Source organism: Streptomyces sp. MH60 (assembly GCF_002939385.1).
Lineage (GTDB): Bacteria > Actinomycetota > Actinomycetes > Streptomycetales > Streptomycetaceae > Streptomyces.
In genome coordinates, this window is the sequence record NZ_MULI01000032.1 from 1 (window position 1) to 23,553 (window position 23,553).

Sequence of the window (23,553 nt, forward strand, 5' to 3'; positions counted from 1 at the left end):
GTCCGGCGGCCTCGGTCCAACGCACTCCGGGCACGGCGCGGGCGGCCGCGCCGAGGCGGTCGGCGCCTTCCCCGGGGTCGAGCCCGGCGGGGAGGGTGATCCCCGCGCGTGTGAGCACCGCGAGCAGTCCGCGCAGCCTGGCCCGGGCGCCGGCACCCGCCCGGGCCGCCCCGGGTTCGCGACCGGCGTCCGGATCGGTCCGGGTCAGCCGGTCCAGCGACTGCGCGTCCAGGACCGGGTCCAGGCCCAGCCGGGCGGCGAAGGTGCGCATCGCCTCGTCCTCGCCGGCCGGCGTGCCGTTCGCGAGCCACACGTATCCCACCGGGCGGCGGAATCCGGACGCGAGGGTGTATCCGGCCCGGTCGGCGTCCCACCACAGGGCGAGTACGGGCCAGGGGGCTCCGACGGCGAGCGCCGCGGCCCAGCCGGTGACGACGCGGTCGACCGGCTCTCCCCCGTCCCGCCAGGGCCCGCCCTCCGGCACCAGCACGCTCCACCCGTCACCGGCCCGGACCAGCGGCATCGGTTCGCCCAGCAGGGGTGCGACGGCGGCGACGGAGTCCGGCTCGGCGCGGCAGAGCAGCAGGGCGCCGGGAGCGGGAGCGGACATGGACTCTTCCGTCGACATAGTGACAAGTTAGGGCAGGTCGGCCCGCCCGGCCGATCGTTGATCACCAGAACGGGTGTCTTGACTTTCCGTGTCCGCGATATATCGTGAATTGCGAGGGACGCGATATGGCGCGTTCGGTCGAGGAGGTCTGCACCATGTCCGAGTGGTCCGTCGCGGAGCCCAGGAAGCTCACCTTCGACGAGTCCGTGAGCCGGCTCCACGTACGCATTGTCAGCGGAACGGTGAACGTGGTGGGCACGGACGAAGGTTCCGCCCGCTTGGAGGTCTCCGAGATCGAGGGACCACCCCTCATCGTGACCCACCGGGACGGCGTGCTCACGGTGGCCTACGAGGACCTGCCCTGGAAGGGCTTCCTCAAGTGGCTGGACCGCAAGGGCTGGCGCCGCAGCGCGGTGGTCTCCCTCGCGGTGCCGACCGGCACCCGGGTGGAGGTGGGCGCGGTCAGCGCCGCGGCCGTGGTCTCCGGTCTCGACGGACCCGCCGAGGTCAAGGGCGTCTCCGGGGACACCACCCTGGTGAGCCTCGCGGGCCCCGTCCGGGCGGACACCGTCTCGGGGAACGTGGAGGCCCAGGCCCTCACCGGCGACCTCCGCTTCCACTCCGTCTCCGGCGACCTGACGGTGGTCGAGGCGGGCTCCTCCGTGCGGGCCGACTCGGTGAGCGGGTCGATGATCGTCGACCTGCACCCGGCCGGTGGCCCCACCGACATCAGCCTGAACAGCGTCTCGGGCGAGATCGCCATCCGGCTTCCCCAGCCGGCCGACGCCCAGGTCGAGGCGAACACGGCCAGCGGCATGGTCAGCAGCGCTTTCGAGGACCTCCGGGTGGGCGGCCAGTGGGGGGCCAAGCGCATCACCGGCCGGCTCGGCGCGGGCAACGGGCGGCTGAAGGCCACCACGGTCTCCGGCTCGATCGCCCTGCTCCGCCGTCCGGCGGCCGACGACACACCGTGGGAGCGGGAGCCGGAGGACTCCGACCCGGCGGGCCGGACGCAGGGCGACTCGGGGGACAATTCCGCTTCCGTCCGGGACCAGGGCGCCACCGACGCCCCTTCCGACGGCACGACCGACAAGAAGGTGCTCTGACATGCCCCCCGTCTTCGCCCACGGCCGCCTCCGCCTCTACCTCCTCAAGCTCCTGGACGAGGCCCCGCGCCACGGGTACGAGGTGATCCGGCTCCTCGAAGAACGCTTCCAGGGCCTGTACGCCCCGTCCGCGGGCACGGTGTATCCGCGCCTGGCCAAGCTGGAGGCGGAGGGCCTGGTCACCCACACCACCGAGGGCGGCCGCAAGGTGTACGCCATCACCGACGCCGGGCGTGCCGAGCTGGCCGACCGCAGCGGTGAGCTGGCCGATCTGGAGCTGGAGATCCGCGAGTCGGTCGCCGAGCTGGCCGCCGAGATCCGGGCCGACGTGCGGGGCGCGGCCGGCGATCTGCGGCGTGAGATGCGGGCCGCCGCCACCGCGGCCCGTCGGGGCACCTCCGGAGCGCACGACGAGGGCAGCGGCTCCGCCGACGGTGCCGGAGACGCCGAGGAGAAGGAGGCCTGGCGGGCCGCCAAGGAGGAGATGCGGCGGGTCAAGCAGGAGTGGAAGGAGCAGGCCCGCCGCGCCAAGGACGAGAGCCGCCGCGCCCGCGACGAGGCACAGCGGGCCCGGCGCCAGGCCAAGGAGGCCCAGGAGCGGGCCCGTGCCCAGGCGCAGGAGGAGGTCCAGCGCATCGCCCAGCGCGTGCAGGAACAGGTGCAGGACCACTTCTCGCGGGGTGACTGGCCGACGGGACTGCGCGAGGGGCTGAGCGAACTGGCCAAGGAGGTCGGCGACTTCGGCAAGGACTTCGGGAAGGAGTTCGGCAAGGACTGGGGCTTCGGCCGCACCGACACCGGGAGCACCTCCCCCCGGCCCGAGTACTCCGTCACGCCCGAGGACTTCCCCGCCGGATACGCCCCGAGCTGGGCGCACGAGGACGCCGCGGAGTCGACCGGCGACCCGGCCCGTGACCTGGACCGGCTGCTCGACCGCTTCCGGGACGACATTCGCGACGCGGCCCGGGACCACGGGGTGACGGCCGACCAGTTGCGCGACACTCGCCGCCGCCTGTCGGAGGCAGCGGCCCACATCGGGGCGATCCTGCGCACGCCGAAGGCCTGAGCCCGGCCGGACACGACACGGCGCCCCGCCATCCCCTCAGGGGCGCCGCGCGACCGGGGAGGCGCCGGTCAGGCGCAGGCCTCCCCGGCGCCGTCGCCCAGCACCCTGGTCAGCGAGGCGTGGGTCACCCCGTGGTCGGCGAGCACCTCGGCGGGCACACCGGGGCGCAGGGCCAGGGCGAGGAGGAGATGCTCGTCCCCGATGTGCCGGTCGCGGCGGGCGACGGCGACCCGCAGCGCCTTCTCCAGGACCTCCTTGGCGCCCCGGCTGAAGCTCCGGTGTCCGGACCACCGGCGCCCGGCCTTCCGGTCGTCGGCGGACATCGCCCCCACGCCGTGGGCCTCCTCCACCCTGGCGACGATCTCCGTGACGTCGATCCCCAGTCCGGCGAGGGCCTCCGTCTCGGACTGCGACAGACCGGCACGGCGCCGCGCGTCCCGCAGCGCCTGACGTACCGCCTCCCGGTGCCCGCCGACGCCGAGTGCCGCCAGCGCGAAGGAGGCGCGACTGCCCTCCCGGTCCAGCAGGGCGAGCAGCAGGTGCTCGGGCTCTACGGTCCCCGCCCGCGCCTCCTCGGCGTGTCCTGCCGCCCCCTGCACGACCGCGCGGGCGTCCTTGGTGAATCGCTCGAACATCAATGCCTCCCGTACTTCTTGTGCACGGCCTGCCTGCTGACCCCGAGTTCCGTGGCGATCTCCTGCCACGACCATCCCTGCTGCCGCGCGCTGCGCACCTGTACGGCCTCCAGCTGCTCCACCAGCTTCCGCAGGGCGGCGACGGCTCGCAGCCCGATCCGGGGATCGCGGTCACCCGCACGCGTGGCGAGATCCGTTGCTTCGCTCATACTGTCAACGTAAGTTGACATCCCACGAATGTCAACCCTGGTTGACACATGAAGGCCGCGCGCGAACGCGAACGGCGGGCCCGGGGAACCGGACCCGCCGTACGTGGGGAAACGCGTCAGGAGTTGCTGAGCACGATCTTGCCGAACTGACCGCCGGAGGCCATCCGCTCGAACCCCTCGCGGGCCCGGTCCATCGGAAGCACCTCGTCGATGACGGGCCGCACACCGGTGGCGGCGCAGAAGGACAGCAGGTCCTCCAGTTCGTCCTTGGAGCCCATCGTGGAGCCGACGACCTTGAGCTCCAGGAAGAAGATCCGGGTCAGCTCGGCGTGGGAGGGCCGGTCACCGCTGGTGGCACCGGAGATAACCAGCGTGCCGCCCGGCCGGAGCGACTTGATCGAGTGCGACCAGGTGGCGGCGCCCACGGTCTCGATCACGGCGTCCACCCGTTGCGGCAGCCGCGCACCGGTCTCGACGGCCTCCACCGCACCGAGCTCCAGGGCCCGCTTGCGCTTGGCCTCGTCCCGGCTGGTCGCGAAGACCCGCAGCCCCGCCGCCTTGCCGAGCACGATCGCGGCCGTGGCGACCCCGCCGCCGGCGCCCTGCACCAGCACCGAGTCACCGGGACGCACCCCGGCGTTGGTGAACAGCATCCGGTACGCCGTCAGCCAGGCGGTGGGCAGACAGGCGGCCTCCTCGAAGGAGAGCTCCTTGGGCTTGGGCAGGACGTTCCAGGTCGGCACGGCGACCTGCTCGGCGAACGTCCCCGGATAGCGCTCGGTGAGGATGGAGCGGGGCTCCTTGGGGCCGACCCCGTGGCCGGTCTGGCCGATCACGGAGTGCAGGACGACCTCGTTGCCGTCGGCGTCGATCCCGGCCGCGTCGCAGCCGAGGATCATCGGCAGCCGGTCCTCGGGGAGGCCGACGCCGCGCAGGGACCACAGGTCGTGGTGGTTAAGGGAAGCGGCCCTGACATCGACGACACTCCAGCCGGGCCGGGCCTCGGGAGCCGGAAGCTCTCCCAACTCCAGGCCGGCCAGCGGCTGGTCGCGGTCGATTCGGGCGGCGTAGACAGCGAACATGACCTTGACGATAGGTTCCACACCGCCCATCCGGAACCACAGCACCGTGTGACACACCCCCTCTTGCACACAGCCGCACCACAACCGCGGACGTCCCCCCACCCCCGCCCCCGCCCCCGTAGCTGCGGGCAGTCGCGCCCCCCGCCCCCCGTAGCTGCGGGCAGTCGTGCCGCTGGGGCGGCACGGGTGGGCGCAGCGGCACCCGGCCAGCGCCGGCCCGCGCCCCCACCCCCGCCGAGCACGAGCGCACCGCACCCGCCATCCGCCACCCGCCACCCAAAGACGAGCGGCCCCGTCCACCAAGGACGAGGCCGCTCACCACACGCCACACACAGGGCGGCTCACACCGTCACCGGCGCGCAACCCCCTCCGCCCGGGCCGCCGCCGCCACCGCCGCCGTGACGGCCGGCGCGACCCGCTCGTCGAACGGCGACGGAATGACGTAGTCCGCGGCGAGGTCGTCCCCCACCACGGAGGCCAGCGCCTCGGCCGCCGCGAGCTTCATGCCCTCGGTGATCCGCGAAGCCCGCACCTGCAGCGCGCCCGCGAAGATGCCCGGGAACGCCAGCACGTTGTTGATCTGGTTCGGGAAGTCCGAGCGCCCCGTCGCGACGACCGCCGCGTACTTGTGGGCGACCTCCGGATGCACCTCGGGGTTCGGGTTGGCCATCGCGAAGACGAAGGCACCCTCGGCCATCGAGGCGACCGCCGGCTCCGGCACCGTACCGCCGGAGACGCCGATGAAGACGTCGGCACCCGCGAGGGCCGCCTCCAGCGGGCCGGACAGCCCGGCCTTGTTGGTGAAGGAAGCCAGCTCCTGCTTGACCGGGGTCAGGTCGTCCCGGTCGGCGGAGACGACACCCTTGCGGTCGGCGACCGCGACATCCCCGATACCGGCCTCCACCAGCATCTTGGCGATGGCGACCCCGGCCGCGCCCGCTCCCGAGATCACCGCCCGCAGCTCACCCAGCGTCCGCTTGCTCAGCCGCGCCGCGTTCCGCAGGGCGGCCAGCGTCACGACGGCCGTGCCGTGCTGGTCGTCGTGGAAGACCGGGATGTCCAGGCGCTCCTGGAGCTTGCGCTCGATCTCGAAGCACCGCGGCGCCGAGATGTCCTCCAGGTTGACGCCGCCGAACGAGGGCGCGAGCCGGACCACGGTCTCGACGATCTCGTCGGCGTCCGTGCAGTCCAGGGCGATCGGGACCGCGTCCACTCCGCCGAACTGCTTGAAGAGGATGGCCTTCCCCTCCATCACGGGAAGGGACGCCTCGGGCCCGATGTCACCGAGTCCCAGCACCGCCGTGCCGTCCGTCACGACCGCGACGACCGACGACTTCCAGGTGTAGTCGTGGACGAGGTCGGGCTGCTCGGCGATCGCGCTGCACACTTTCGCGACGCCGGGCGTGTACGCCAGGGACAGGTCGTCCTTGTCGCGGACCGGCACGGTGGCCTGCACGGCCATCTTGCCGCCGCGGTGCAGCGCGAACGCGGGGTCGAAGGAGTCGAGCGGCTCGGCGCCCTCCCCCTGCTCCGCACCGGCTTCGCTGTCGCTGCGAGGATTGACGATCTCCGCTGCCACTTTGTCTTACCCCTTAAGAGTTCATGGTTTGAGGGTTTGTCCACTCCTGGTGAGGAATGGGCGGGCACCGCACAGGGAGATGGCTGTCTGGGCCACGCGGGCCCCTGCGCGACGGGCGCGCCGCACACGCGCCCTGAGCCCCTGATGAGGGGTGTAAAGAACCTTCTTACCCGACGGACGCCTCCCGCGACGAGTCCGATAAGCGCAAGCTCACATCCCGGACCCCGAACGCCGCATGTCGGTGACATGGCTCATAGCCGCGGTTCCGGACAACCTCCCGGCCCCTCTTGACAGAGCCGCGGACGCCACCTTCGACGGCCCCGTCCGCCCGCGATCCATGCTCGGATAACGAGAAATTCCGCAGATCTTCCGGCCGGAGGGGCAGATTCCCGTAAAGGTTCGGTCGTGATGTACCGACCTGGTGCGGTTCGGGGGCTGACCCGTTATCCGATTTTGACATGACGGCCCCCCTGAACGGCCGAGTCCGAATGGCAAGATGCCGTAATCGCACGAGGTCGCGGCACTCGAAGGTGTGTGCTCTCGTCGACCCACGGCACCGGCCGGTCCCCGGCCGGCGTCCCGTCCCATCGGCAACTCCCTCATCCGCCGGAGGAACCACCATGACCGCACGCTCCACCCGTCGTACGACCGCCGCGCACTCCCGGCTAGCAGCGGTCGGTGCGATCGCGGTCGCAGGCGCTCTGCTGCTCACCGGATGCGGCGACCAGACCGAGAACAGCGACTCCGGCGGCGACAACCAGTCCGCGAGCGGTGCTCCGCTGGCCGACAAGCTGCCGCAGTCGATCCGCGACAAGGGCACCATCAAGGTCGGCTCCGACATCGCGTACGCCCCGGTCGAGTTCAAGGACGACTCCGGCAAGACCACCGGTATCGACCCGGACCTCGCGGACGCCCTGGGCAAGCAGCTCGGGGTGAAGTTCGAGTTCGAGAACGGCACCTTCGACACCCTGATCACCGGTCTGCGCTCCAAGCGGTACGACATCGCGATGTCCGCGATGACCGACACCAAGGACCGCCAGGAGGGCATCGACTCCGACACCGGCAAGAAGGTCGGCCAGGGCGTCGACTTCGTCGACTACTTCACCGCCGGTGTCTCGATCTACACCAAGAAGGGCGACGACCAGGGCATCAAGACCTGGTCCGACCTGTGCGGCAAGAAGCTCGTGCTCCAGCGCGGCACGGTCTCCGAGGACCTCGCCAAGGCCGAGAACGAGAAGTGCCCGGCCGGCAAGAAGATCTCCATGGAGGCCTTCGACAACGACCAGCAGGCCCAGACCCGCCTGCGCGCGGGCGGCGCGGCCGCCGGCTCCTCCGACTTCCCGGTGGCGGCGTACGCGGTGAAGACCTCCGGCGGCGGCAAGGACTTCCAGATCGTCGGCGAGCAGGTCGAGGCCGCCCCGTACGGCATCGCGGTCGCCAAGGACAACGCGCAGCTGCGGGACGCCCTGAAGGCGGCGCTGGACGCGGTGATCGCGAACGGCGAGTACAAGAAGATCATGGAGAAGTGGGGCGTGGCGGAAGGCGCCGTCACCCAGGCCACCATCAACGGCGGCAAGTGACCGCGCGGCGGGCACTGAAAGGCAACATCCATGACTGTTGACATAGACAAGACGGCGGGCGGCCCCGCCGACACCCCGCCGGCCGGCCCGGAGGCCATCAAGGCCATCCCGGTCCGGCACTACGGGCGGTACGTCTCCGCGGTCGTCGCGATCGCGCTGCTGGCAGCGGTCGTCTACGCGTTCTCCCAGGGCAAGATCAACTGGGGGGCGATCCCGGACTACTTCTTCGACGACCGCGTCCTGACCGGCATGGGCAAGACGCTGCTGATCACCGTCCTCGCGATGCTGATCGGCGTCGTCGGCGGCATCCTGCTCGCCGTGATGCGGCTCTCGAAGAACCCGGTGACCTCGTCCATCTCGTGGTTCTACATCTGGTTCTTCCGCGGCACGCCGGTCCTGGTGCAGCTCGTCGTCTGGTTCAACCTGGGCCTGGTCTTCGAGTACATCAACCTCGGCCCGTTCTACCGCGACGAGTGGTCGGACTTCATGACGCCGTTCCTGACGGCGCTGCTCGGTCTCGGACTCAACGAGGCCGCGTACATGGCGGAGATCTGCCGCGCCGGTCTGCTCGCGGTCGACGAGGGCCAGACCGAGGCGGCGCACGCCCTCGGCATGAGCCACGCCAAGACGCTGCGCCGGATCGTGGTCCCGCAGGCGATGCGCGTGATCGTGCCGCCGACGGGCAACGAGGTCATCAACATGCTGAAGACGACCTCCCTGGTGTCGGTCGTCCAGTACGCCGAGTTGTTCCGGGTCGCCCAGGACATCGGCCAGACCTCGGGCGCCCCGGCCGAGATGCTCTTCCTGGCGGCGGCCTGGTACCTGCTGCTGACCTCGGTCTTCAGCGTCGGCCAGTACTACCTGGAGCGCTACTACGCCCGCGGCTCCAGCCGCAGTCTGCCGCCCACCCCGCTGCAGAAGATCAGGGCGAACCTGTTCTCCCTGTCGAACCGCTCCAGCACGCCGGGAGGTGCGGCATGACCGCCATGGTCAAGGCCGAGGGAGTGCACAAGTCCTTCGGTGCCGTCGAGGTCCTCAAGGGCATCGACCTGGAGGTGAAGCAGGGCGAGGTGTTCTGCCTCATCGGCCCCTCCGGCTCCGGCAAGTCCACCTTCCTCAGGTGTATCAACCACCTCGAGAAGATCAACGCCGGGCGTCTGTACGTCGACGGCGAGCTGGTCGGCTACCGCCAGAAGGGCGACAAGCTCTACGAGCTGAAGGACAGCGAGGTCGCCCTCAAGCGCCGGGACATCGGCATGGTCTTCCAGCGCTTCAACCTGTTCCCGCACATGACGGCCGTGGAGAACGTCATGGAGGCGCCGGTCCAGGTCAAGGGCATGAGCCGGGGCCAGGCCAGGGACCGCGCACGGGCCCTCCTGGAGCGCGTGGGCCTGGCCGACAAGGCCGGCAACTACCCCTCGCAGCTCTCCGGCGGCCAGCAGCAGCGCGTCGCCATCGCACGGGCCCTGGCGATGGACCCGAAGCTGATGCTGTTCGACGAGCCGACCTCGGCGCTCGACCCCGAGCTGGTCGGCGACGTCCTCGACGTCATGCGCGACCTCGCGGAGTCCGGCATGACGATGGTCGTCGTCACCCATGAGATGGGCTTCGCCCGCGGGGTCGGCGACAGCCTGGTCTTCATGGACAACGGCGTGGTGGTCGAGTCGGGCAACCCGCGCGACGTCCTGACCGACCCGCAGCACGAGAGGACGAAGGCGTTCCTGTCCAAGGTCCTCTGAGACCGGGCGAGCAGAGGCCAGGGGGCGGTACGGATCTCCGTACCGCCCCTTCGGCGTGTGGTCCTACTTGACCGCCAGCAGCAGGGTGTCCGACGGCGAGCACCACACCGGCCGCGCCTCGCCGAAGCCCTTCTCGCGCAGCACGCGCGCGTGCCAGGCCGCCGAGGGCATCTCGCCGTCGGCGTGCTCGCCGTAGATCTCGAAGCGGCGGGCGGTGGGCCCGGCGAGCGCCGGGTCCTTGGCGGCGAGCTGCCACCACTCGGACCAGTCCAGCGCGCCCTCGCCCTTGGCGGCGTCCATCCGCGCGTGCCGCTGGGCGCGCTCGGCCGCGTTGATCCTGGGCGTCGTGTCGTCGATCATGTGGTCCGCGTTCATGAAGACACCACCGTCGCGGACCAGCTCCGCGACCCGCCCGTAGAGATCCGCGAGGGGTTCGGCGTGCAACCAGTGCAGGGCCGTCGCGGTCAGCACGGCGTCGTACGCGTCGTACGGCAGCTTCGACGGCCAGTCGGGGTCCTTGAGGTCGGCGGTGACGAAGGAGACCCGCTCGTCGCCCGCGAAGGTGCCCTCGGCGATGGCGAGGAGCGCGGGGTCGAGGTCCACGCCGGTGCTCGTGGCCTCCGGGAACCTGGCGAGCAGCCGGGCCGTGATGGTGCCGGTGCCGCAGGCCAGGTCGAGCACGCGGGGCGCGGGGCCGACGAGCGCCTCGACCATGTCGAGCATGATCCGGAACCGATCCTCGCGGTCCGGCATGTACCACTCCTGCTGCCGGTCCCAGCTGTGCTGCCAGGCCTGCCAGTCGGCACCCGCCGCGGCGGTCGTGGTGGTCGTGGTGGCCGTGGTGGTGTCCGCGTTCGTCATCGAGCCCCTCCGATTTGCCTCGCGTAATACCCTGGAAGCACGATCAGCTGTTACCTGACCGCAGGCACGACCCTAGAGCCCCTTCGTAAGGACTACAAGTGGAACTGGCCTATTACTCGGATTACGCCGTACGTCTCGTCAACACCGAGGAACCGTCGCGCGGCCAGGACTCCCTGACCTCGGTGGAGGCCGTCCGTGAGCTCTTCGGCGCCAATCAGTCGGCGGCCCGGCGCGCGTCCGACGCCGACGTGACCCGGTTCCGCTCGGTCCGGGGACGGCTGCGCGCGGTCTTCGAGGCGGCCGACGGCGGCGACGAGACCCTCGCCGTGGACCTGCTGAACTCACTGCTCCTGGAGTTCCCGGTGAGCCCGCAGATCTCCGGGCACGACCACCGCGCGGAGGACGGCAGCCCGCTGTGGCACATGCACCTGGCGGACCACCCCTCCAACGCGACCGCCGGTTTCGCCGCCATCGCGGCGATGGGCCTGGCCTTCCACCTCACCGAGTACGGGGTGGACCGGCTGGGCCTGTGCGAGGCGGCCCCCTGCCGCAACGCCTACCTGGACACCTCCACCAACCGCTCCCGGCGCTACTGCTCCGACCGCTGCGCCACCCGCGCCAACGTGGCGGCCTACCGCGCCCGCAAGCGCCTGGAGGCGGACCGGTCGGCCAGCACCGGCCTGACCGCCGACAGTGCCCAGCGGACCACGGCGAGCGGCGAACGCTGACCCGGCCGCGGCGGCCGGTAGCGGAACCGGACCCTGCCCAGCACCAAGTCCTGCGGGACCACCCCGTAGTCGGTGCTGTCCCCGCCCGCGAACGCGTTGTCCCCGAGTACCCACCAGCCGGCCCCGCGCCGTTCGGCCGCCCGCTTGACCACGAGCAGGTCCTGCTGGAAGGGGTGCCGCAGTACGACCACGTCACCCGGCCGGACCCGCGCTCCCCAGTGCACGAGCAGCACGTCACCGTGGTGCAGCGTGGGCACCATCGACGGCCCGGTCACCTCGGCCGGCCCGAAGGGCAACGCCCCTCTGGCACGCTCGGTCTCCTGCGACAGTTGCTCCGGCATCACCCGGCACCTCCCCGGTCTTTCCTCCACCAGTCTCAGTCTCACCCCGGACTTTTGTCCTAAGCCCACGGGGGCACTCGCGAAATCGGGCCTCCCAGGGAGTAATGTCCCCCCTGAGAAGACGATCACGAGGAAGGAACGCTTCATGCTTTCCCGCCTGTTTGCCCCCAAGGTCACGGTCAGCGCCCACTGCGACCTGCCCTGCGGCGTGTACGACCCGGCCCAGGCCCGCATCGAGGCGGAGTCGGTGAAGGCCGTCCAGGAGAAGATGGCCGGCAACGACGACCCGCACTTCCAGACGCGCGCCACGGTCATCAAGGAGCAGCGCGCCGAGCTGGCGAAGCACCACGTCTCCGTGCTGTGGAGCGACTACTTCAAGCCCCCGCACTTCGAGAAGTACCCGGAGCTGCACCAGCTGGTCAACGACACCCTGAAGGCCCTGTCTGCCGCCAAGGCCTCGAAGGACCCGGCGACCGGTCAGAAGGCCCTGGACTACATCGCCCAGATCGACAAGATCTTCTGGGAGACCAAGAAGGCCTGACGAACGTCAGCATCCCGGGGCCGGCGATCGGTGCACCATCGCAGGCCGCAGGACAGCCCGAAGGGGCCCGGCCGCCACCATGGCCGGGCCCCTTCGGCGTGGGTCGGGGAGGGCGGCGGCTCAGCGCTTCCGGTGGTACGTCCGCACCACGGCGCCGTTGCCGAAGGTCCGCACCGAGTCCGGCACGAACTCGGTGACCTCGAAGCCGGAGGCGAACATGGGCATGCCGGTGCCGAGCACCACCGGGTAGGTCTTGACGACCAGTTCGTCGACCTCGTCGGCCAGCTCGCCGGCGACGGCCGAGCCGCCGCACAGGTAGATGTCGAAGGCGCTGTCCTCCGCCTTCAACTCCCTGACCCTGCCGACCAGGTCCGCCGAGATGATCTCGACGTTCGGGTCGGGCGACTCGGTGAGCGTGCGCGAGGCGACGTACTCGCGCAGATGCGCGTACGGGCTGGTGATGCCCTCCTTGAGGGCCAGGTCGTAGCTGACCCTCCCCTGGACGACCGTGTCGAACCGCTTGTTCGGCAGGTCGTCGATGCCGAGCGGCCGACGGCCGTGGGTCGGCAGTGTCTCCGGGTACTCCGACTTCAGGAACTCGAAGAACTCCTCGTCGACGAACGGGACCATGAACGACGCGTCGCCGTCCGGGCCGCCGATGAAGCCGTCGATCGAGCAGGCGATGAAGTATGTGAGTTTGCGCAAACCGGTCTCCCCTTCGCGTTGACCACTACAGTCACAGTACTCTAGCCGTAGTGGCTTGGGGAGCGGATTGAATGAGGGGACTACAGGGTCTGCGGCTCTCGCCACATCGGCCACATACGGGGACCGTCCGGCAGGTCCAGGGCCCGGCCGGTGAACTCGAAGCCGAGACGCTCGTACAGCACCTTGCCGCGGGCACTGCTCGCCTCGAGGTAGGCGGGCAGCCCTTCGCGGTCGCAGCGGTCGAGGACGCTCTCGATCAGCGCGGCGCCCAGCCCCTCGCCCTGCCGCCCGGGGACGACGCCGATCATCCACAGGTACTCGTGGGCCCGGCCGGTGGGGTGGATGCCGCCCGTGAGCCGGGCTATCAGCTCCACGCGCTCGTTCTCCGGGTCGACGGCCCGGCGGAGCTGTGCGGGAGCGCTCTCGGCGTCCTCGGGCTCGTCCGCCGGGACCGGCAGCCACAGCGCGCAGGCGGCACCGTCCTCGGTGAGGTCGATGTGCCCGTCGGCGAAGACGGCGTCGGCGAACGCGGCCATGAGCCGGTGGTGCGTCCGGCGCCGGTACTCCTCGCCGGGGAAGACCCAACTGCTCACCGGATCGTCCTGGAAAGCCTCGTCCAGCAACCGGACGACCAGATCCCGGTCGTCCTCCCCCGCCGTCCGGATCACCACACCCATGCCTCGCCCCTCCGACTCAACACCGCTTGCGCATACGGCGGTTGAGCCTAGCCGCTGGGCCCGCACCCCAGTGGGAGAGACAGAGAGGCGGGCCCCGCACACCGTGGGGAAGTGCGGGACCCGCCGGACCGGAGCCGTCGGCGGTGCGGCCGTACGTCGGTCAGGTGCCGTACGGCCCTGCACGGGCTCCGGGGTCTTGCGTGGCGGCGCTCAGGTGCTGCGCCGGGTCACGAACTCGGCCAGCGCGAGCAGGCCGCCGGCCGCCTCCGGCTCGGGCACGGCACGGGCCAGCTCCTGCATGGCCCTCGCCATCCGGTCGGCCGCCTGGGCCTGCGCCCAGTCCCGGCCGCCGGCCCGCTCCACGGCCAGGGCGGTGTGCTCCAGGTCCTCCTTGCCCTCGTCGTACGGTGCCGCGTACAGCTCGGCCAGTTCGGCGGCGGCCGGGGTGCCGGAGGTCAGGGCGGCGACGACCGGCAGTGACTTCTTGCGGGCGGCCAGATCCGCGCCGGCCGGCTTGCCGGTGTGGCTCGGGTCGCCCCATATGCCGATGACGTCGTCGATGAGCTGGAAGGCCAGCCCGGCCTCCCGGCCGAAGGCGTCCAGCGCCTCGACGTCCTCCGGGGCCGCCCCCGCGTACAGCGCGCCGAGGGCGCAGGCGCAGCCCAGCAGGGCGCCCGTCTTGGCCTCGGCCATGGCGAGCGTCTCGTCGAGCGTGACCTCGCCCGGCGGGCGCCGTTCCATGGCCGTGTCCGCGTGCTGGCCCTCGCACAGCTCCATGACGCAGTCGGCGAGCCGGGTGGCCGCCGCCGCGGACGCCGGGTGCGGGTCCGCGGCGAGCAGCCGCAGGGCGAGCGCCTGGAGGGCGTCCCCGGCGAGGATCGCGTCGGCGTCGCCGAACACCGTCCACGCGGTCGGCCGGTGCCGCCGGGTGGCGTCCCGGTCCATCACGTCGTCGTGCAGCAGGGTGAAGTTGTGGACCAGTTCCACCGCCGCGGCGGCCCGGCCGGCCGCCGCGCGGGCCGCCGACCCCCCGAGCGCGGTCGCCGCGGTGAGGACGAGCGCGGGGCGGATCGCCTTGCCCGCGTTGCCCGCCGCCGGTGTGCCGTCCGCGTGCTGCCAGCCGAAGTGGTAGAGCGCGATCCGGCGCATCGACTCGGGCAGCGAGGCGATGGCGGACCGCAGTTCGGGGTCGACCGACGCCCGTGACTCGCTCAGCAGTACGGCTGCCTCGTGCCCTTCGGCCACCGCCTGTCCCTGTCCGTCGGACGGCTCCCCCGGCTCCTTCTCGCGCTGCGTGCCGATGGGCGTGTGCCTTTCCGGCGTTCCGGTGGGACGGCGCGTCGCGGTGGCGCCGCGCGAGGTCTCCGTCATGGACTCACCTTCCCCCTGGGCCCGTCCGTACCCCGGGGGTGTACCCGCCCGGGAGGGCGGGGACACGGTGTTCGGGACAGTGGCGTCACCGCCAGCGGCCGATCTCGACGTTCTCCAGGACGCCGAGCGCGTCCGGTACCAGGACGGCGGCCGAGTAGTAGGCCGTGACCAGGTACTTGATGACGGCCTGCTCGTTGATGCCCATGAAGCGGACCGACAGACTCGGCTCGATCTCGTCCGGGATGCCGGTGGCCCGCAGACCGATGACACCCTGGTCCTGCTCGCCGGTACGCATCGCGATGATCGACGACGTACGGGCACCGGTGACCGGAATCTTGTTGCACGGGTAGATGGGCACACCGCGCCAGGTCGGGATGCGGTTCCCGGCGACGTCGATCGTCTCGGGGACGAGACCGCGCTTGTTGAGCTCGCGGCCGATGGCGGCGATGGCGCGCGGGTGGGCGAGGAGCAGCTTGGTGCCGCGCCGGCGGCTCAGCAGTTCGTCGAGGTCGTCCGGACCGGGGACGCCGTCGTGCGGCTGGATGCGCTGGTCGTACTCGCAGTTGTGCAGCAGGCCGAACTCACGGTTGTTGATGAGTTCGTGCTCCTGACGCTCCTTCAGCGCCTCGACCGTCAGCCGGATCTGCTGCTCGGTCTGGTTCATCGGCTGGTTGTACAGGTCAGCCACGCGCGAGTGGATGCGCAGCACGGTCTGGGCGACACTCAGCTCGTACTCACGGGGCCGGGCCTCGTAGTCGACGAAGGTGTGCGGGATGTCCGGCTCGCCGGTGTGGCCGGCCGCGAGGTCGATCTCCTTCTCGCCGTGCTTGTTGGTGCGCTGCTCCGGGATCGAGCGCCGCTGCTCCAGGTGCTCGCGCAGCGAGTCCGACCGCTCCGCGACCTGCTCCACCTCCTGGCGGGGCAGCACCAGCACCGTGCAGGCGGTGACCGTGCGGGCGGTGAACTCCCAGATGGCGTCCCCGTCGAGGAGCGCCTGGTCGCCGAAGTAGGCGCCGTCGGCGAGGACGCCGAGCACCGCGTCGTCGCCGTAGGGACCGGTGCCGACCTTCTCGATCTTGCCGTGCGCCAGCAGGTAGACCTCGTCGGCCCGGCCGCCGAACGAGGCGATGACCTCGCCGGGGCCGAACTCCCGCTGCTCACAGCGCTGCGCGAGTTCCGACAGGACCTCGTCGTCCGCGTACGCACGCAGGGCCGGCAGCTCGCCCAGCTCCGCGGGGATGACCTCGACGCGGTCGCCGGTCTTCACGAACGTCACGCGACCGTCGCCGACGGCGAAGGTCAGACGCCGGTTGACCCGGTACGTGCCGCCCTGGATGTCCACCCAGGGGAGCGAGCGCAGCAGCCAGCGCGAGCTGATCTCCTGCATCTGGGGAACGGACTTGGTGGTGGTGGCCAGGTTCCGCGCGGCCGCCGTGCCGAGGCTCTGCTGCGGCCTGGTCTGCTCGGTGCGGACCTCTTCGCCTACCGACATAAGGAATTGCCCTCCCGGTCATGCCGGACGGCTACGCCCGGCATCGATGTGCATGGACCAGCCTTCCTCACGGAGCGTGCCGGTGCTATTACACGAAAGAGCGGGAATGGATCACGTGCGGCCGGGGCAGATATGGGGGCTTGTCCGGCGTCTCGGCGACTTGCCCGGCTCCGTCCGGCCACGGTTGGGCACCCCTGGCCGGGATGAGATTGGCCGAAACGATTCGCACACGGACCGAGCAAGTAATAGGTGGTGCTCCGTGTCGGTACAAGCTCCGTACGAGGCGGTGGCACCGGGCGGCCGTCACGCAGCGTGAAGGAGCCGAGCGTGGCCTCACCCATGTCCGCGAGCAGTTTCCTCAAGGCACTGAAGGCGGAGGGCCTCACCGTCGTCGAGGTCGGCGACTGGCGGGACCACAACCGCAACCACAAGGGCCCTTGGGGCCCCGTGCACGGTGTGATGATCCACCACACGGTCACCAGGGGCAGCGCGCGGACGGTGGACATCTGCCGCACGGGCCACGAGAGCCTGCCCGGCCCCCTGTGCCACGGCGTCGTCACCAAGGACGGCAAGGTCCACCTGGTCGGGTACGGCAGGGCCAATCACGCCGGTCTCGGCGACGACGACGTCCTGCGCGCGGTGATCGCGGAGAAGGCGCTGCCGCGGGACAACGAGGCGAACACCGACGGCAACCGGCACTTCTACGGCTTCGAGTGCGAGAACCTGGGCGACGGCGACGACCCCTGGCCGGCGGCGCAGCTGGAGGCCGTCGAGCGGGCCGCCGCGGCGGTGTGCCGCCACCACGGCTGGAACGAGCGGTCCGTCATCGGTCACCTGGAGTGGCAGCCGGGGAAGGTGGACCCGCGCGGCTTCACGATGGCGTCGATGCGGGAGCGGATCCGGGACCGGCTGAAGTGATCCGGGACCGGCCCGAGTGACCGGAGGCCGGCCCGAGTGACCGGGGCGCGAAGGACGTGAGGTGTCCGCCGCGCGGCGGCGCGACAATGACGGGGTGACCGGCACCGACACCCCCGACCTCGCCGCCCTGCGGCCCCGTCTGCCCTCGCCCCTGCACGAGGTGGCCGACGGACGGTTCGAGCGGCACGGTGTCCGGTTGCTGCTCAAGCGGGACGATCTGATCCACCCCGAGCTGGTCGGCAACAAATGGCGCAAACTGGCGCCGACTCTCGCCACGGCCGGCGGCCGAGCCGTCGTCACGTTCGGCGGTGCCTACTCCAACCACCTGCGGGCCGCGGCCGCCGCGGGCCGGCTGCTCGGGCTGCCCACGGTGGGCGTGGTCCGCGGTCACGAGCTGGCCGGCCGCCCGCTCAACCCCTCGCTGGCCCGGTGCGCCGCCGACGGGATGCGGCTGCACTTCGTCGACCGCGCGACGTACCGGCGCAAGTCCGAACCGGAGACCCTCGCGGCCCTCCTGCGCGCGGTGGACGCCGAGGACGCCGTGGTCGTCCCCGAGGGCGGCAGCAACGCGCAGGCCGTGCGCGGCTGCCGCGCCCTGGGCGAGGAACTGGGCGAACACGCCGACGTGGCCGCCGTCGCCTGCGGCACCGGCGGCACCCTCGCCGGGCTGGCCGCCGGACTTCCCCGGGGGCGGCGGGCCCTCGGCATACCCGTGCTCAGGGGCGGTTTCCTGGCGGGCGACATACGGCGGCTGCAGGAACACGCTTTCGGCGGGCCGCGCGGCGCCTGGAGCCTGGACGACCGCTTCCACCACGGCGGCTACGCCCGCACGACGCCCGGGCTGGACGCCTTCGCCGAGGACTTCGAACGCCGCCACGGCCTGCCCGTGGAGCGCGTCTACGTGGCGAAGCTGCTGTACGCCCTGCTCGCCCTCACCGAGGAGGGCGCCTTCCCGCGCGGGACGACCCTGGCCGCCGTCGTCACCGGCCGCCCGTTCCCCTGAGCGGCGGCCGCCGCGCCGGTGCGCGCGCTCAGGTGGTCTCCCGGTAGGCCGCCGCCTCCTCCAGGTCCAGCCGGCGCAGCAGTGTCCGGAGCATCTCGTCGTCGATGTAGCGGCCGTCCCGCAGCCGGACGAAGACCTCGCGCTCGGCGCTGATCATCTCCCTGGAGAGCCGCCGGTAGGTGTCGTCGACGGTCTCGCCGGTGACGGGATTGACCTGGCCGAGCCGTTCCCAGACGGCGTTGCGGCGGCGCTCCAGGACCGTGCGCAGGCGGTCGGCGAGCGGGGTCGGCAGGGCGTTGCGATCGTCGGCCAGGAGCTCGTCCAGGCGCCGCTCCGCGGCCCGCGAGGCCTGCGCCTGCGCGTTGGCCTCCGCCAGCGTCTCGGCCTGCACGTCGTGCGCCGGGAACTTCAGCAGCCGGATCAGCGGCGGCAGGCTGACGCCCTGGACGACCAGCGTGCCGATGACGGTCGTAAAGGTGAGGAACAGGACGAGGTTGCGCTCGGGGAAGGGCTCGCCGCCGTGCACGGTGAGCGGGATGGAGAAGGCGATGGCCAGGGAGACCACGCCCCGCATCCCGGCCCAGCCGATCACGAACGGCCCCTTCCAGGAGAGGTCGCCCTCGCGCGCGCGGACCCGTGCCGACAGCCGGGGCAGGTAGGTCGCCGGGTACACCCACACGAACCTCGCCACGGCGACCACCAGGAACACGGCGAGGGCGTACCAGGCGGCGTCGATCCCCTCGTAGTCCCCCAAGCCCTTGAGGACGACGGGCAGCTGGAGTCCGATGAGGGCGAACACGGCCGACTCCAGGACGAACGCCACCATCTTCCACACCGCCTCCTCCTGGAGCCGGGTGGCGAAATCGACCTCCCACGCGCGGTGCCCGAGGTAGAGCGCGACGACGACCACCGCGAGCACCCCCGAGGCGTGCACCTGCTCGGCCACCGCGTAGGCGACGAACGGGATCAGCAGGGAGAGCGCGTTCTGCAGCAGCGCCTCCTTCAGGTGGGTGCGCAGCCAGTGCAGCGGCACCATCAGGACCAGTCCGACGCCGACGCCGCCCACCGCCGCGATCAGGAACTCGCCGATCCCGCCGGCCCAGGTCGCGCCCTCGCCGACGGCCGCCGCGAGCGCCACCTTGAAGGCGGTGATGGCGGTGGCGTCGTTCACCAGGGACTCGCCCTGGAGGATCGTGGTGATCCGGGAGGGCAGCCCCACGCGACGGGCGACCGCCGTGGCCGCGACGGCGTCCGGGGGCGCCACCACCGCGCCGAGCACCAGGGCCGCGGTCAGCGGCAGGCCCGGCACGATGACGTAGGCGGCGCAGCCGACGACGAAGGTGGCGAACAGCACGTAGCCGACGGACAGCAGCGCCACGGGCCGCGCCTGCGCCCGCAGGTCCAGGTACGAGCTGTCGGTGGCCGCCGTGTGGAGCAGCGGAGGCAGCAGCAGGGGCAGGACGATGTGCGGGTCGAGGGTGTAGTCGGGCACGCCGGGCAGGTAGCTCACCGCCAGGCCCGCCGCGACCAGCAGCAGCGGCGCCGGCACCGGCACGCGCCGCCCCGCCGCGGCGATCGCCGCGCTGCCCGCCACCAGCAACAGCAGCGGCATCACGTCCATGGTCCTCGCCCGCCCTCGTATTCCGCGCGGTCATCCGCACGCCCGTCGTAACCTGGCAATCATGAAACAGTGCACGCACGCCGACGCGCTGCCGCACCCGGAACCGGAGCCGTGCGGCGAGACCTGTCCGGAGTGCCTGGCCGAGGGCACGGACCCGGTACAGCTGAGGCTGTGTCTCATCTGCGGCCATGTCGGCTGCTGCGACTCCTCGCCCAGGCAGCACGCGACGGCGCATTACAAGGAGACCGGTCACCCGGTGATGCGGACCTTCGAGCCCGGGGAGAGCTGGCGCTGGTGCTTCGTCGATCACGTCCTCGTGTGACCTCTGCCCGGGACGGTTCGACCGTCTGACGTCTGGGTACGTCAACCCGGCGCGCGCTCTTCCGATTTGAGCCCGCCCACCCCCTAGCCACTGTGCGTGTTCGCGTGTTTACTATGAGTGACAGCATGGGGTTGGGGTCTCGGGGACAGGAAACTTCGGAGCGCGATAACGTCACCGCTGAACCACGTATCGCGTTATCCCGAGGGGCGTCCCTCGGCCCTGTAACGCTTGTACCACCTTGGAGGTGAGGGTGTCCCAGATCGCAGGCGAGCCCGCGACCCAGGACTTCGTCGAAGTCCGGCTGCCGGCCGCGGGTGCCTACCTGTCGGTGCTGCGTACGGCGACGGCCGGCCTCGCAGCCCGTTTGGACTTCACCCTCGACGAGATCGAGGACCTGCGCATCGCAGTCGACGAGGCCTGCGCGATCCTGCTTCAGCAGGCCGTGCCCGGCTCGGTGCTCAGTTGTGTCTTCCGCCTCGTCGACGACTCACTCGAAGTCACCGTCTCGGCGCCGACCACGGACGGCCACGCCCCCTCGCGGGACACCTTCGCCTGGACGGTGCTCTCCGCCCTCGCGGGCAAGGTCTCCTCCGCCGTGGACGAGGACAAAACCGTTTCGATCAGCCTCTACAAACAGCGCGGCGCGGGACCCGGGCCGACGTGAGGGACGGGGACGGGCCGGTGCGGGACGAAGAGCGCGGTTCACGGGAGCTGCCGGCCGAGGGCACACGTTCTCCGAACGAGGCGCGACGCACGGCGGACGGCATCGACGGCATCCCCGAGCAGGCCCGGCCGCATCCGGAGGACGAGACCTCGCCCGAGGCCGTCGTTCCGGGCGACGGGCAGCGGACCGGGGAGACCCCGGTCCGGCCCGTCCGAGCGGAGGCGAGGGCTCGGGAAAGGGCGACGGGCGGGACGATGAGCGAGCACGAGCGACACTCCGAGGGCCACGCGCCAGGGGCACGGGGCGCGCAGGTCACCCGGCACGACCCGCAGGACCGCAGCGGTGCGCGCCTCCTGTTCGCCGAGCTGCGCACGCTGACGAAGGACAGTGCGGAGTACGCGGAGCTGCGCAATCGGCTGGTCCGCATGCATCTGCCGCTGGTCGAGCACCTCGCGCGCCGCTTCCGCAACCGCGGTGAGCCCCTGGACGACCTCACCCAGGTCGCCACCATCGGACTGATCAAGTCGGTGGACCGCTTCGACCCGGAGCGCGGGGTGGAGTTCTCCACCTACGCGACCCCGACGGTCGTCGGCGAGATCAAGCGGCACTTCCGGGACAAGGGCTGGGCGGTGCGCGTCCCGCGCCGGCTCCAGGAGCTGCGGCTGGCCCTGACGACGGCCACCGCGGAGCTCTCCCAGCTGCACGGCCGCTCCCCCACGGTCCACGAGCTGGCCGAGAAGCTGTCGATCTCGGAGGAGGAGGTCCTGGAGGGCCTGGAGTCGGCCAACGCGTACTCCACGCTGTCCCTGGACGTCCCGGACACCGACGACGAGTCCCCGGCGGTCGCCGACACCCTCGGCGCCGAGGACGAGGCCCTCGAAGGGGTCGAGTACCGGGAGTCGCTCAAGCCGCTCCTCGAAGACCTGCCCCCGCGTGAGAAGCGCATCCTGCTCCTGCGCTTCTTCGGCAACATGACCCAGTCCCAGATCGCGCAAGAGGTCGGGATCTCGCAGATGCACGTCTCCCGGCTGCTGGCCCGCACGCTGGCACAGCTGCGGGAGAAGCTGCTGGTCGAGGAGTAGCCGCCGGGCCGGGGGCCCCTGGGTGCCGTCGTCGGGCGCCCGGAGCTACTTCCCGGCGCCGCCCGGTCCCCGGATGCCCAGGGCCTGGGTGGTGGTGGGGTTGACGAGCAGCACCAGCCCGGCGACGGCCACCACTCCGAGCACGATGCCCGCCGGGACGGCCAGGCTGTCGGCCCGCACCATGTTGTAGGCGACGGGCAGCGCCATGATCTGCGTGATCACGGCGGGCCCCCGGCTCCAGCCCTTCCGGCCGATCAGTCCACGGGCGGCGAGCAGCGGCAGCAGGGCGAGGACGATCAGGGTGACGCCGCCGGTGACGGCCGAGGTCCGGTCGTCGGGGTGCCCGGTGAGGCCCTCCACGAGCATCCAGGCGCCGCCGACGACGAGCGCCAGCCCCTCCAGCGCGGCGACGGCGGCCGCGGCGGTCAGCCGGCCGGGGCGGGGGCCGACGTCTTCGGCGGCCGCGGAGGTGGGGGCGGGGGTCTGCTCACTGCTCACCCCTGAAGGGTAGCCCTCGGCCTGCGCGCGTCCGCCCGGGTGTCGGGCGTATCACGCGCACGGGGTGCCGGTGGGGATCTTCACCTCGGTCTGGGCCGAGTACCACCCAGTAGGTACCCTGCACACCATGCGTGCACTTCTCGTGGTCAATCCGGCGGCAACCACCACGAGTGCGCGCACGCGCGACGTGCTGATCCACGCGCTGGCGAGCGAGATGAAGCTGGAAGCGGTCACCACCGAGTACCGCGGCCACGCGCGCGACCTCGGCCGGCAGGCGGCACAGAGCGACGACGTCGACCTGGTGGTGGCCCTCGGCGGCGACGGCACGGTGAACGAGGTCGTCAACGGTCTGCTGCACGCGGGACCCGACCCCGAGCACCTGCCCGGCCTCGCGGTGGTCCCCGGCGGTTCCACCAACGTCTTCGCCCGCGCCCTCGGCCTGCCCAACCACGCGGTGGAGGCCACCGGAGCCCTGCTGGACGCCCTGCGCCAAGGCAGCGAGCGCACCGTCGGCCTGGGCCTGGCGTCGGGTACGCCGGGCTCGGAGGACGAGGCGGTCCCGGCCCGCTGGTTCACCTTCAACGCCGGTCTGGGTTTCGACGCCGGTGTGGTCGGCCGCGTCGAGCAGCACCGCGAGCGCGGCAAGAAGTCGACGCACGCCCTCTACGTCCGCCAGGTGGTGCGCCAGCTCATCGGCGAGCCGCACCGCCGCAGCGGGACGATCACCCTGGAGCGGGCGGGCGAGGACCCGGTCACCGATCTGGTGCTCTCCATAGTTTCGAACACCTGCCCGTGGACGTTCCTCGGCAACCGCCCGATCTACGCCTCCCCCGAGGCGTCGTTCGACACCGCGCTCGACGTCTTCGGCCTCAGCCGGCTGTCGACGGCCTCGGTTGCCCGGTATGGCACCCAGTTGCTCACTTCGTCCCCCGAGCGCGGGCCGCGCGGTCGGCACGCGGTCACCCTGCACGATCTGACCGACTTCACCTTGCATTCGAAGGTGCCGCTGCCCCTCCAGATGGACGGTGACCACCTGGGGTTGCGGACCAGCGTGACGTTCACAGGCGTACGCCGTGCACTGCGTGTGATTGTGTGAGCAGAAGGGGCGAAAGTCCTTTCACTC

General features: G+C 71.5%; 26 protein-coding genes. 13 read left to right on the forward strand and 13 right to left on the reverse strand.

The window, feature by feature from the left end:
* On the reverse strand, positions 1 to 628 hold a 628-nt coding region (locus BZZ08_RS20380), incomplete at its 3' end, for a hypothetical protein (protein WP_104633755.1).
* A gap of 137 nt (positions 629 to 765) precedes the next feature.
* Between BZZ08_RS20380 and BZZ08_RS20385 the strand changes: the two genes are divergently transcribed.
* Together BZZ08_RS20385 and BZZ08_RS20390 are read left to right on the forward strand one after the other, a co-directional pair.
* On the forward strand, positions 766 to 1,716 hold the full coding sequence (locus BZZ08_RS20385; protein WP_157953352.1) for a DUF4097 family beta strand repeat-containing protein: 951 nt from the start codon (positions 766 to 768) through the stop codon (positions 1,714 to 1,716).
* A 1-nt stretch (position 1,717) separates the two neighbouring features.
* Positions 1,718 to 2,782, forward strand: coding sequence for a PadR family transcriptional regulator (locus BZZ08_RS20390; protein WP_104633697.1), 1,065 nt, complete (start codon positions 1,718 to 1,720; stop codon positions 2,780 to 2,782).
* 68 nt (positions 2,783 to 2,850) lie between these two features.
* Here BZZ08_RS20390 and BZZ08_RS20395 read toward each other — a convergent pair whose 3' ends face one another.
* The 4 genes from BZZ08_RS20395 to BZZ08_RS20410 all read right to left on the reverse strand — a co-directional run bounded on the left by BZZ08_RS20395 (position 2,851) and on the right by BZZ08_RS20410 (position 6,287).
* Entirely contained in the window at positions 2,851 to 3,417 is a 567-nt protein-coding gene (locus BZZ08_RS20395) for a Clp protease N-terminal domain-containing protein (RefSeq protein WP_104633698.1), read from the reverse strand.
* Positions 3,417 to 3,626 (reverse strand): helix-turn-helix domain-containing protein, encoded by a 210-nt coding sequence (locus BZZ08_RS20400; RefSeq protein WP_059300758.1) that lies wholly within the window; start codon positions 3,624 to 3,626, stop codon positions 3,417 to 3,419. The genes BZZ08_RS20395 and BZZ08_RS20400 overlap by 1 nt, the downstream gene beginning before the upstream one ends.
* Before the next feature lie 116 nt (positions 3,627 to 3,742).
* Positions 3,743 to 4,708: a zinc-binding dehydrogenase gene (locus tag BZZ08_RS20405; protein ID WP_104633756.1), complete on the reverse strand. Its 966-nt coding sequence runs from the start codon at positions 4,706 to 4,708 to the stop codon at positions 3,743 to 3,745.
* 349 nt (positions 4,709 to 5,057) lie between these two features.
* Positions 5,058 to 6,287 carry an NAD(P)-dependent malic enzyme gene (locus tag BZZ08_RS20410; protein ID WP_104633699.1) on the reverse strand — a complete coding sequence of 410 codons (1,230 nt, stop codon included), beginning with the start codon at positions 6,285 to 6,287 and terminating at the stop codon, positions 5,058 to 5,060.
* 620 nt (positions 6,288 to 6,907) lie between these two features.
* Here BZZ08_RS20410 and BZZ08_RS20420 point away from each other — a divergent pair.
* From BZZ08_RS20420 to BZZ08_RS20430, 3 genes are read left to right on the forward strand one after another with little or no spacing between them, the layout of a single operon-like run.
* Positions 6,908 to 7,867, forward strand: coding sequence for an ABC transporter substrate-binding protein (locus tag BZZ08_RS20420; protein ID WP_104633701.1), 960 nt, complete (start codon positions 6,908 to 6,910; stop codon positions 7,865 to 7,867).
* A gap of 30 nt (positions 7,868 to 7,897) precedes the next feature.
* Complete coding sequence (locus tag BZZ08_RS20425; protein WP_104633702.1) at positions 7,898 to 8,848, forward strand: amino acid ABC transporter permease; 951 nt, start codon at positions 7,898 to 7,900, stop codon at positions 8,846 to 8,848.
* On the forward strand, positions 8,845 to 9,606 hold the full coding sequence (locus BZZ08_RS20430; RefSeq protein WP_104633703.1) for an amino acid ABC transporter ATP-binding protein: 762 nt from the start codon (positions 8,845 to 8,847) through the stop codon (positions 9,604 to 9,606). The genes BZZ08_RS20425 and BZZ08_RS20430 overlap by 4 nt, the downstream gene beginning before the upstream one ends.
* Positions 9,607 to 9,669: 63 nt before the next feature.
* On the opposite strand, the gene BZZ08_RS20435 is transcribed toward BZZ08_RS20430, so the two are convergent.
* Positions 9,670 to 10,467, reverse strand: a complete 798-nt coding sequence (locus BZZ08_RS20435) for a class I SAM-dependent methyltransferase (protein WP_104633704.1) — start codon at positions 10,465 to 10,467, stop codon at positions 9,670 to 9,672.
* 98 nt (positions 10,468 to 10,565) lie between these two features.
* Here BZZ08_RS20435 and BZZ08_RS20440 point away from each other — a divergent pair, with 98 nt between their 5' ends.
* Positions 10,566 to 11,195 carry a CGNR zinc finger domain-containing protein gene (locus BZZ08_RS20440; RefSeq protein WP_052840746.1) on the forward strand — a complete coding sequence of 210 codons (630 nt, stop codon included), beginning with the start codon at positions 10,566 to 10,568 and terminating at the stop codon, positions 11,193 to 11,195.
* Here BZZ08_RS20440 and sodX read toward each other — a convergent pair.
* Complete coding sequence (gene sodX / locus BZZ08_RS20445; RefSeq protein ID WP_052840747.1) at positions 11,099 to 11,536, reverse strand: nickel-type superoxide dismutase maturation protease; 438 nt, start codon at positions 11,534 to 11,536, stop codon at positions 11,099 to 11,101. The genes BZZ08_RS20440 and sodX overlap by 97 nt on opposite strands.
* A 145-nt stretch (positions 11,537 to 11,681) precedes the next feature.
* Here sodX and sodN point away from each other — a divergent pair, with 145 nt between their 5' ends.
* Positions 11,682 to 12,077: a superoxide dismutase, Ni gene (gene sodN, locus BZZ08_RS20450; protein WP_019326937.1), complete on the forward strand. Its 396-nt coding sequence runs from the start codon at positions 11,682 to 11,684 to the stop codon at positions 12,075 to 12,077.
* Between the two features lie 120 nt (positions 12,078 to 12,197).
* Here sodN and BZZ08_RS20455 read toward each other — a convergent pair whose 3' ends face one another.
* The 4 genes from BZZ08_RS20455 to BZZ08_RS20470 all read right to left on the reverse strand — a co-directional run bounded on the left by BZZ08_RS20455 (position 12,198) and on the right by BZZ08_RS20470 (position 16,322).
* Positions 12,198 to 12,782, reverse strand: a complete 585-nt coding sequence (locus tag BZZ08_RS20455) for a dihydrofolate reductase family protein (RefSeq protein WP_104633706.1) — start codon at positions 12,780 to 12,782, stop codon at positions 12,198 to 12,200.
* Positions 12,783 to 12,862: 80 nt separating this feature from the next.
* The gene (locus BZZ08_RS20460; RefSeq protein ID WP_104633707.1) at positions 12,863 to 13,459 is read right to left on the reverse strand and encodes a GNAT family N-acetyltransferase; all 597 of its coding nucleotides are present in this window, start codon (positions 13,457 to 13,459) and stop codon (positions 12,863 to 12,865) included.
* Between the two features lie 210 nt (positions 13,460 to 13,669).
* Positions 13,670 to 14,830, reverse strand: a complete 1,161-nt coding sequence (locus tag BZZ08_RS20465) for a family 2 encapsulin nanocompartment cargo protein polyprenyl transferase (RefSeq protein WP_104633708.1) — start codon at positions 14,828 to 14,830, stop codon at positions 13,670 to 13,672.
* Between the two features lie 85 nt (positions 14,831 to 14,915).
* A complete protein-coding gene (locus BZZ08_RS20470; RefSeq protein ID WP_104633709.1) occupies positions 14,916 to 16,322 on the reverse strand; it encodes a family 2B encapsulin nanocompartment shell protein in 1,407 nt (468 codons plus the stop codon).
* A 339-nt stretch (positions 16,323 to 16,661) separates the two neighbouring features.
* Here BZZ08_RS20470 and BZZ08_RS20475 point away from each other — a divergent pair, with 339 nt between their 5' ends.
* Together BZZ08_RS20475 and BZZ08_RS20480 are read left to right on the forward strand one after the other, a co-directional pair.
* Positions 16,662 to 17,240 (forward strand): peptidoglycan recognition protein family protein, encoded by a 579-nt coding sequence (locus BZZ08_RS20475; protein ID WP_104633710.1) that lies wholly within the window; start codon positions 16,662 to 16,664, stop codon positions 17,238 to 17,240.
* Between the two features lie 94 nt (positions 17,241 to 17,334).
* Entirely contained in the window at positions 17,335 to 18,243 is a 909-nt protein-coding gene (locus BZZ08_RS20480) for a 1-aminocyclopropane-1-carboxylate deaminase/D-cysteine desulfhydrase (RefSeq protein WP_104633757.1), read from the forward strand.
* Positions 18,244 to 18,271: 28 nt separating this feature from the next.
* On the opposite strand, the gene BZZ08_RS20485 is transcribed toward BZZ08_RS20480, so the two are convergent.
* Complete coding sequence (locus tag BZZ08_RS20485) at positions 18,272 to 19,864, reverse strand: Na+/H+ antiporter (RefSeq protein ID WP_104633711.1); 1,593 nt, start codon at positions 19,862 to 19,864, stop codon at positions 18,272 to 18,274.
* Between the two features lie 61 nt (positions 19,865 to 19,925).
* On the opposite strand from BZZ08_RS20485, the gene BZZ08_RS20490 reads away from it, so the two are divergent.
* From BZZ08_RS20490 to BZZ08_RS20500, 3 genes are all read left to right on the forward strand, one after another.
* Entirely contained in the window at positions 19,926 to 20,186 is a 261-nt protein-coding gene (locus tag BZZ08_RS20490; RefSeq protein ID WP_104633712.1) for a UBP-type zinc finger domain-containing protein, read from the forward strand.
* 250 nt (positions 20,187 to 20,436) lie between these two features.
* Positions 20,437 to 20,850, forward strand: a complete 414-nt coding sequence (locus tag BZZ08_RS20495; RefSeq protein WP_003973726.1) for an anti-sigma regulatory factor — start codon at positions 20,437 to 20,439, stop codon at positions 20,848 to 20,850.
* Positions 20,851 to 20,867: 17 nt separating this feature from the next.
* Positions 20,868 to 21,932: an RNA polymerase sigma factor SigF gene (locus tag BZZ08_RS20500; RefSeq protein ID WP_198601594.1), complete on the forward strand. Its 1,065-nt coding sequence runs from the start codon at positions 20,868 to 20,870 to the stop codon at positions 21,930 to 21,932.
* 45 nt (positions 21,933 to 21,977) lie between these two features.
* Here BZZ08_RS20500 and BZZ08_RS20505 read toward each other — a convergent pair whose 3' ends face one another.
* Positions 21,978 to 22,430 (reverse strand): hypothetical protein, encoded by a 453-nt coding sequence (locus tag BZZ08_RS20505; RefSeq protein WP_104633714.1) that lies wholly within the window; start codon positions 22,428 to 22,430, stop codon positions 21,978 to 21,980.
* Between the two features lie 127 nt (positions 22,431 to 22,557).
* Here BZZ08_RS20505 and BZZ08_RS20510 point away from each other — a divergent pair, with 127 nt between their 5' ends.
* Positions 22,558 to 23,526, forward strand: coding sequence for a diacylglycerol/lipid kinase family protein (locus tag BZZ08_RS20510; protein ID WP_104633758.1), 969 nt, complete (start codon positions 22,558 to 22,560; stop codon positions 23,524 to 23,526).
* The last annotated feature ends 27 nt before the right edge of the window (positions 23,527 to 23,553 follow it).

Bases quoted from the DNA above. Each gene is read 5' to 3' on its own strand.
- BZZ08_RS20430 (WP_104633703.1), top strand. From the start codon at position 8,845: ATGACCGCCATGGTCAAGGCCGAGGGAGTGCACAAGTCCTTCGGTGCC.
- BZZ08_RS20475 (WP_104633710.1), top strand. From the start codon at position 16,662: ATGTCCGCGAGCAGTTTCCTCAAGGCACTGAAGGCGGAGGGCCTCACC.
- BZZ08_RS20395 (WP_104633698.1), bottom strand. From the start codon at position 3,417: ATGTTCGAGCGATTCACCAAGGACGCCCGCGCGGTCGTGCAGGGGGCG.
- BZZ08_RS20465 (WP_104633708.1), bottom strand. From the start codon at position 14,830: ATGACGGAGACCTCGCGCGGCGCCACCGCGACGCGCCGTCCCACCGGA.
- BZZ08_RS20405 (WP_104633756.1), bottom strand. From the start codon at position 4,708: ATGTTCGCTGTCTACGCCGCCCGAATCGACCGCGACCAGCCGCTGGCC.
- BZZ08_RS20435 (WP_104633704.1), bottom strand. From the start codon at position 10,467: ATGACGAACGCGGACACCACCACGGCCACCACGACCACCACGACCGCC.
- BZZ08_RS20485 (WP_104633711.1), bottom strand. From the start codon at position 19,864: ATGGACGTGATGCCGCTGCTGTTGCTGGTGGCGGGCAGCGCGGCGATC.
- BZZ08_RS20510 (WP_104633758.1), top strand. From the start codon at position 22,558: ATGCGTGCACTTCTCGTGGTCAATCCGGCGGCAACCACCACGAGTGCG.
- sodX (WP_052840747.1), bottom strand. From the start codon at position 11,536: ATGCCGGAGCAACTGTCGCAGGAGACCGAGCGTGCCAGAGGGGCGTTG.
- BZZ08_RS20400 (WP_059300758.1), bottom strand. From the start codon at position 3,626: ATGAGCGAAGCAACGGATCTCGCCACGCGTGCGGGTGACCGCGATCCC.
- BZZ08_RS20420 (WP_104633701.1), top strand. From the start codon at position 6,908: ATGACCGCACGCTCCACCCGTCGTACGACCGCCGCGCACTCCCGGCTA.
- BZZ08_RS20490 (WP_104633712.1), top strand. From the start codon at position 19,926: ATGAAACAGTGCACGCACGCCGACGCGCTGCCGCACCCGGAACCGGAG.
- BZZ08_RS20470 (WP_104633709.1), bottom strand. From the start codon at position 16,322: ATGTCGGTAGGCGAAGAGGTCCGCACCGAGCAGACCAGGCCGCAGCAG.
- BZZ08_RS20390 (WP_104633697.1), top strand. From the start codon at position 1,718: ATGCCCCCCGTCTTCGCCCACGGCCGCCTCCGCCTCTACCTCCTCAAG.
- BZZ08_RS20425 (WP_104633702.1), top strand. From the start codon at position 7,898: ATGACTGTTGACATAGACAAGACGGCGGGCGGCCCCGCCGACACCCCG.
- sodN (WP_019326937.1), top strand. From the start codon at position 11,682: ATGCTTTCCCGCCTGTTTGCCCCCAAGGTCACGGTCAGCGCCCACTGC.
- BZZ08_RS20460 (WP_104633707.1), bottom strand. From the start codon at position 13,459: ATGGGTGTGGTGATCCGGACGGCGGGGGAGGACGACCGGGATCTGGTC.
- BZZ08_RS20385 (WP_157953352.1), top strand. From the start codon at position 766: ATGTCCGAGTGGTCCGTCGCGGAGCCCAGGAAGCTCACCTTCGACGAG.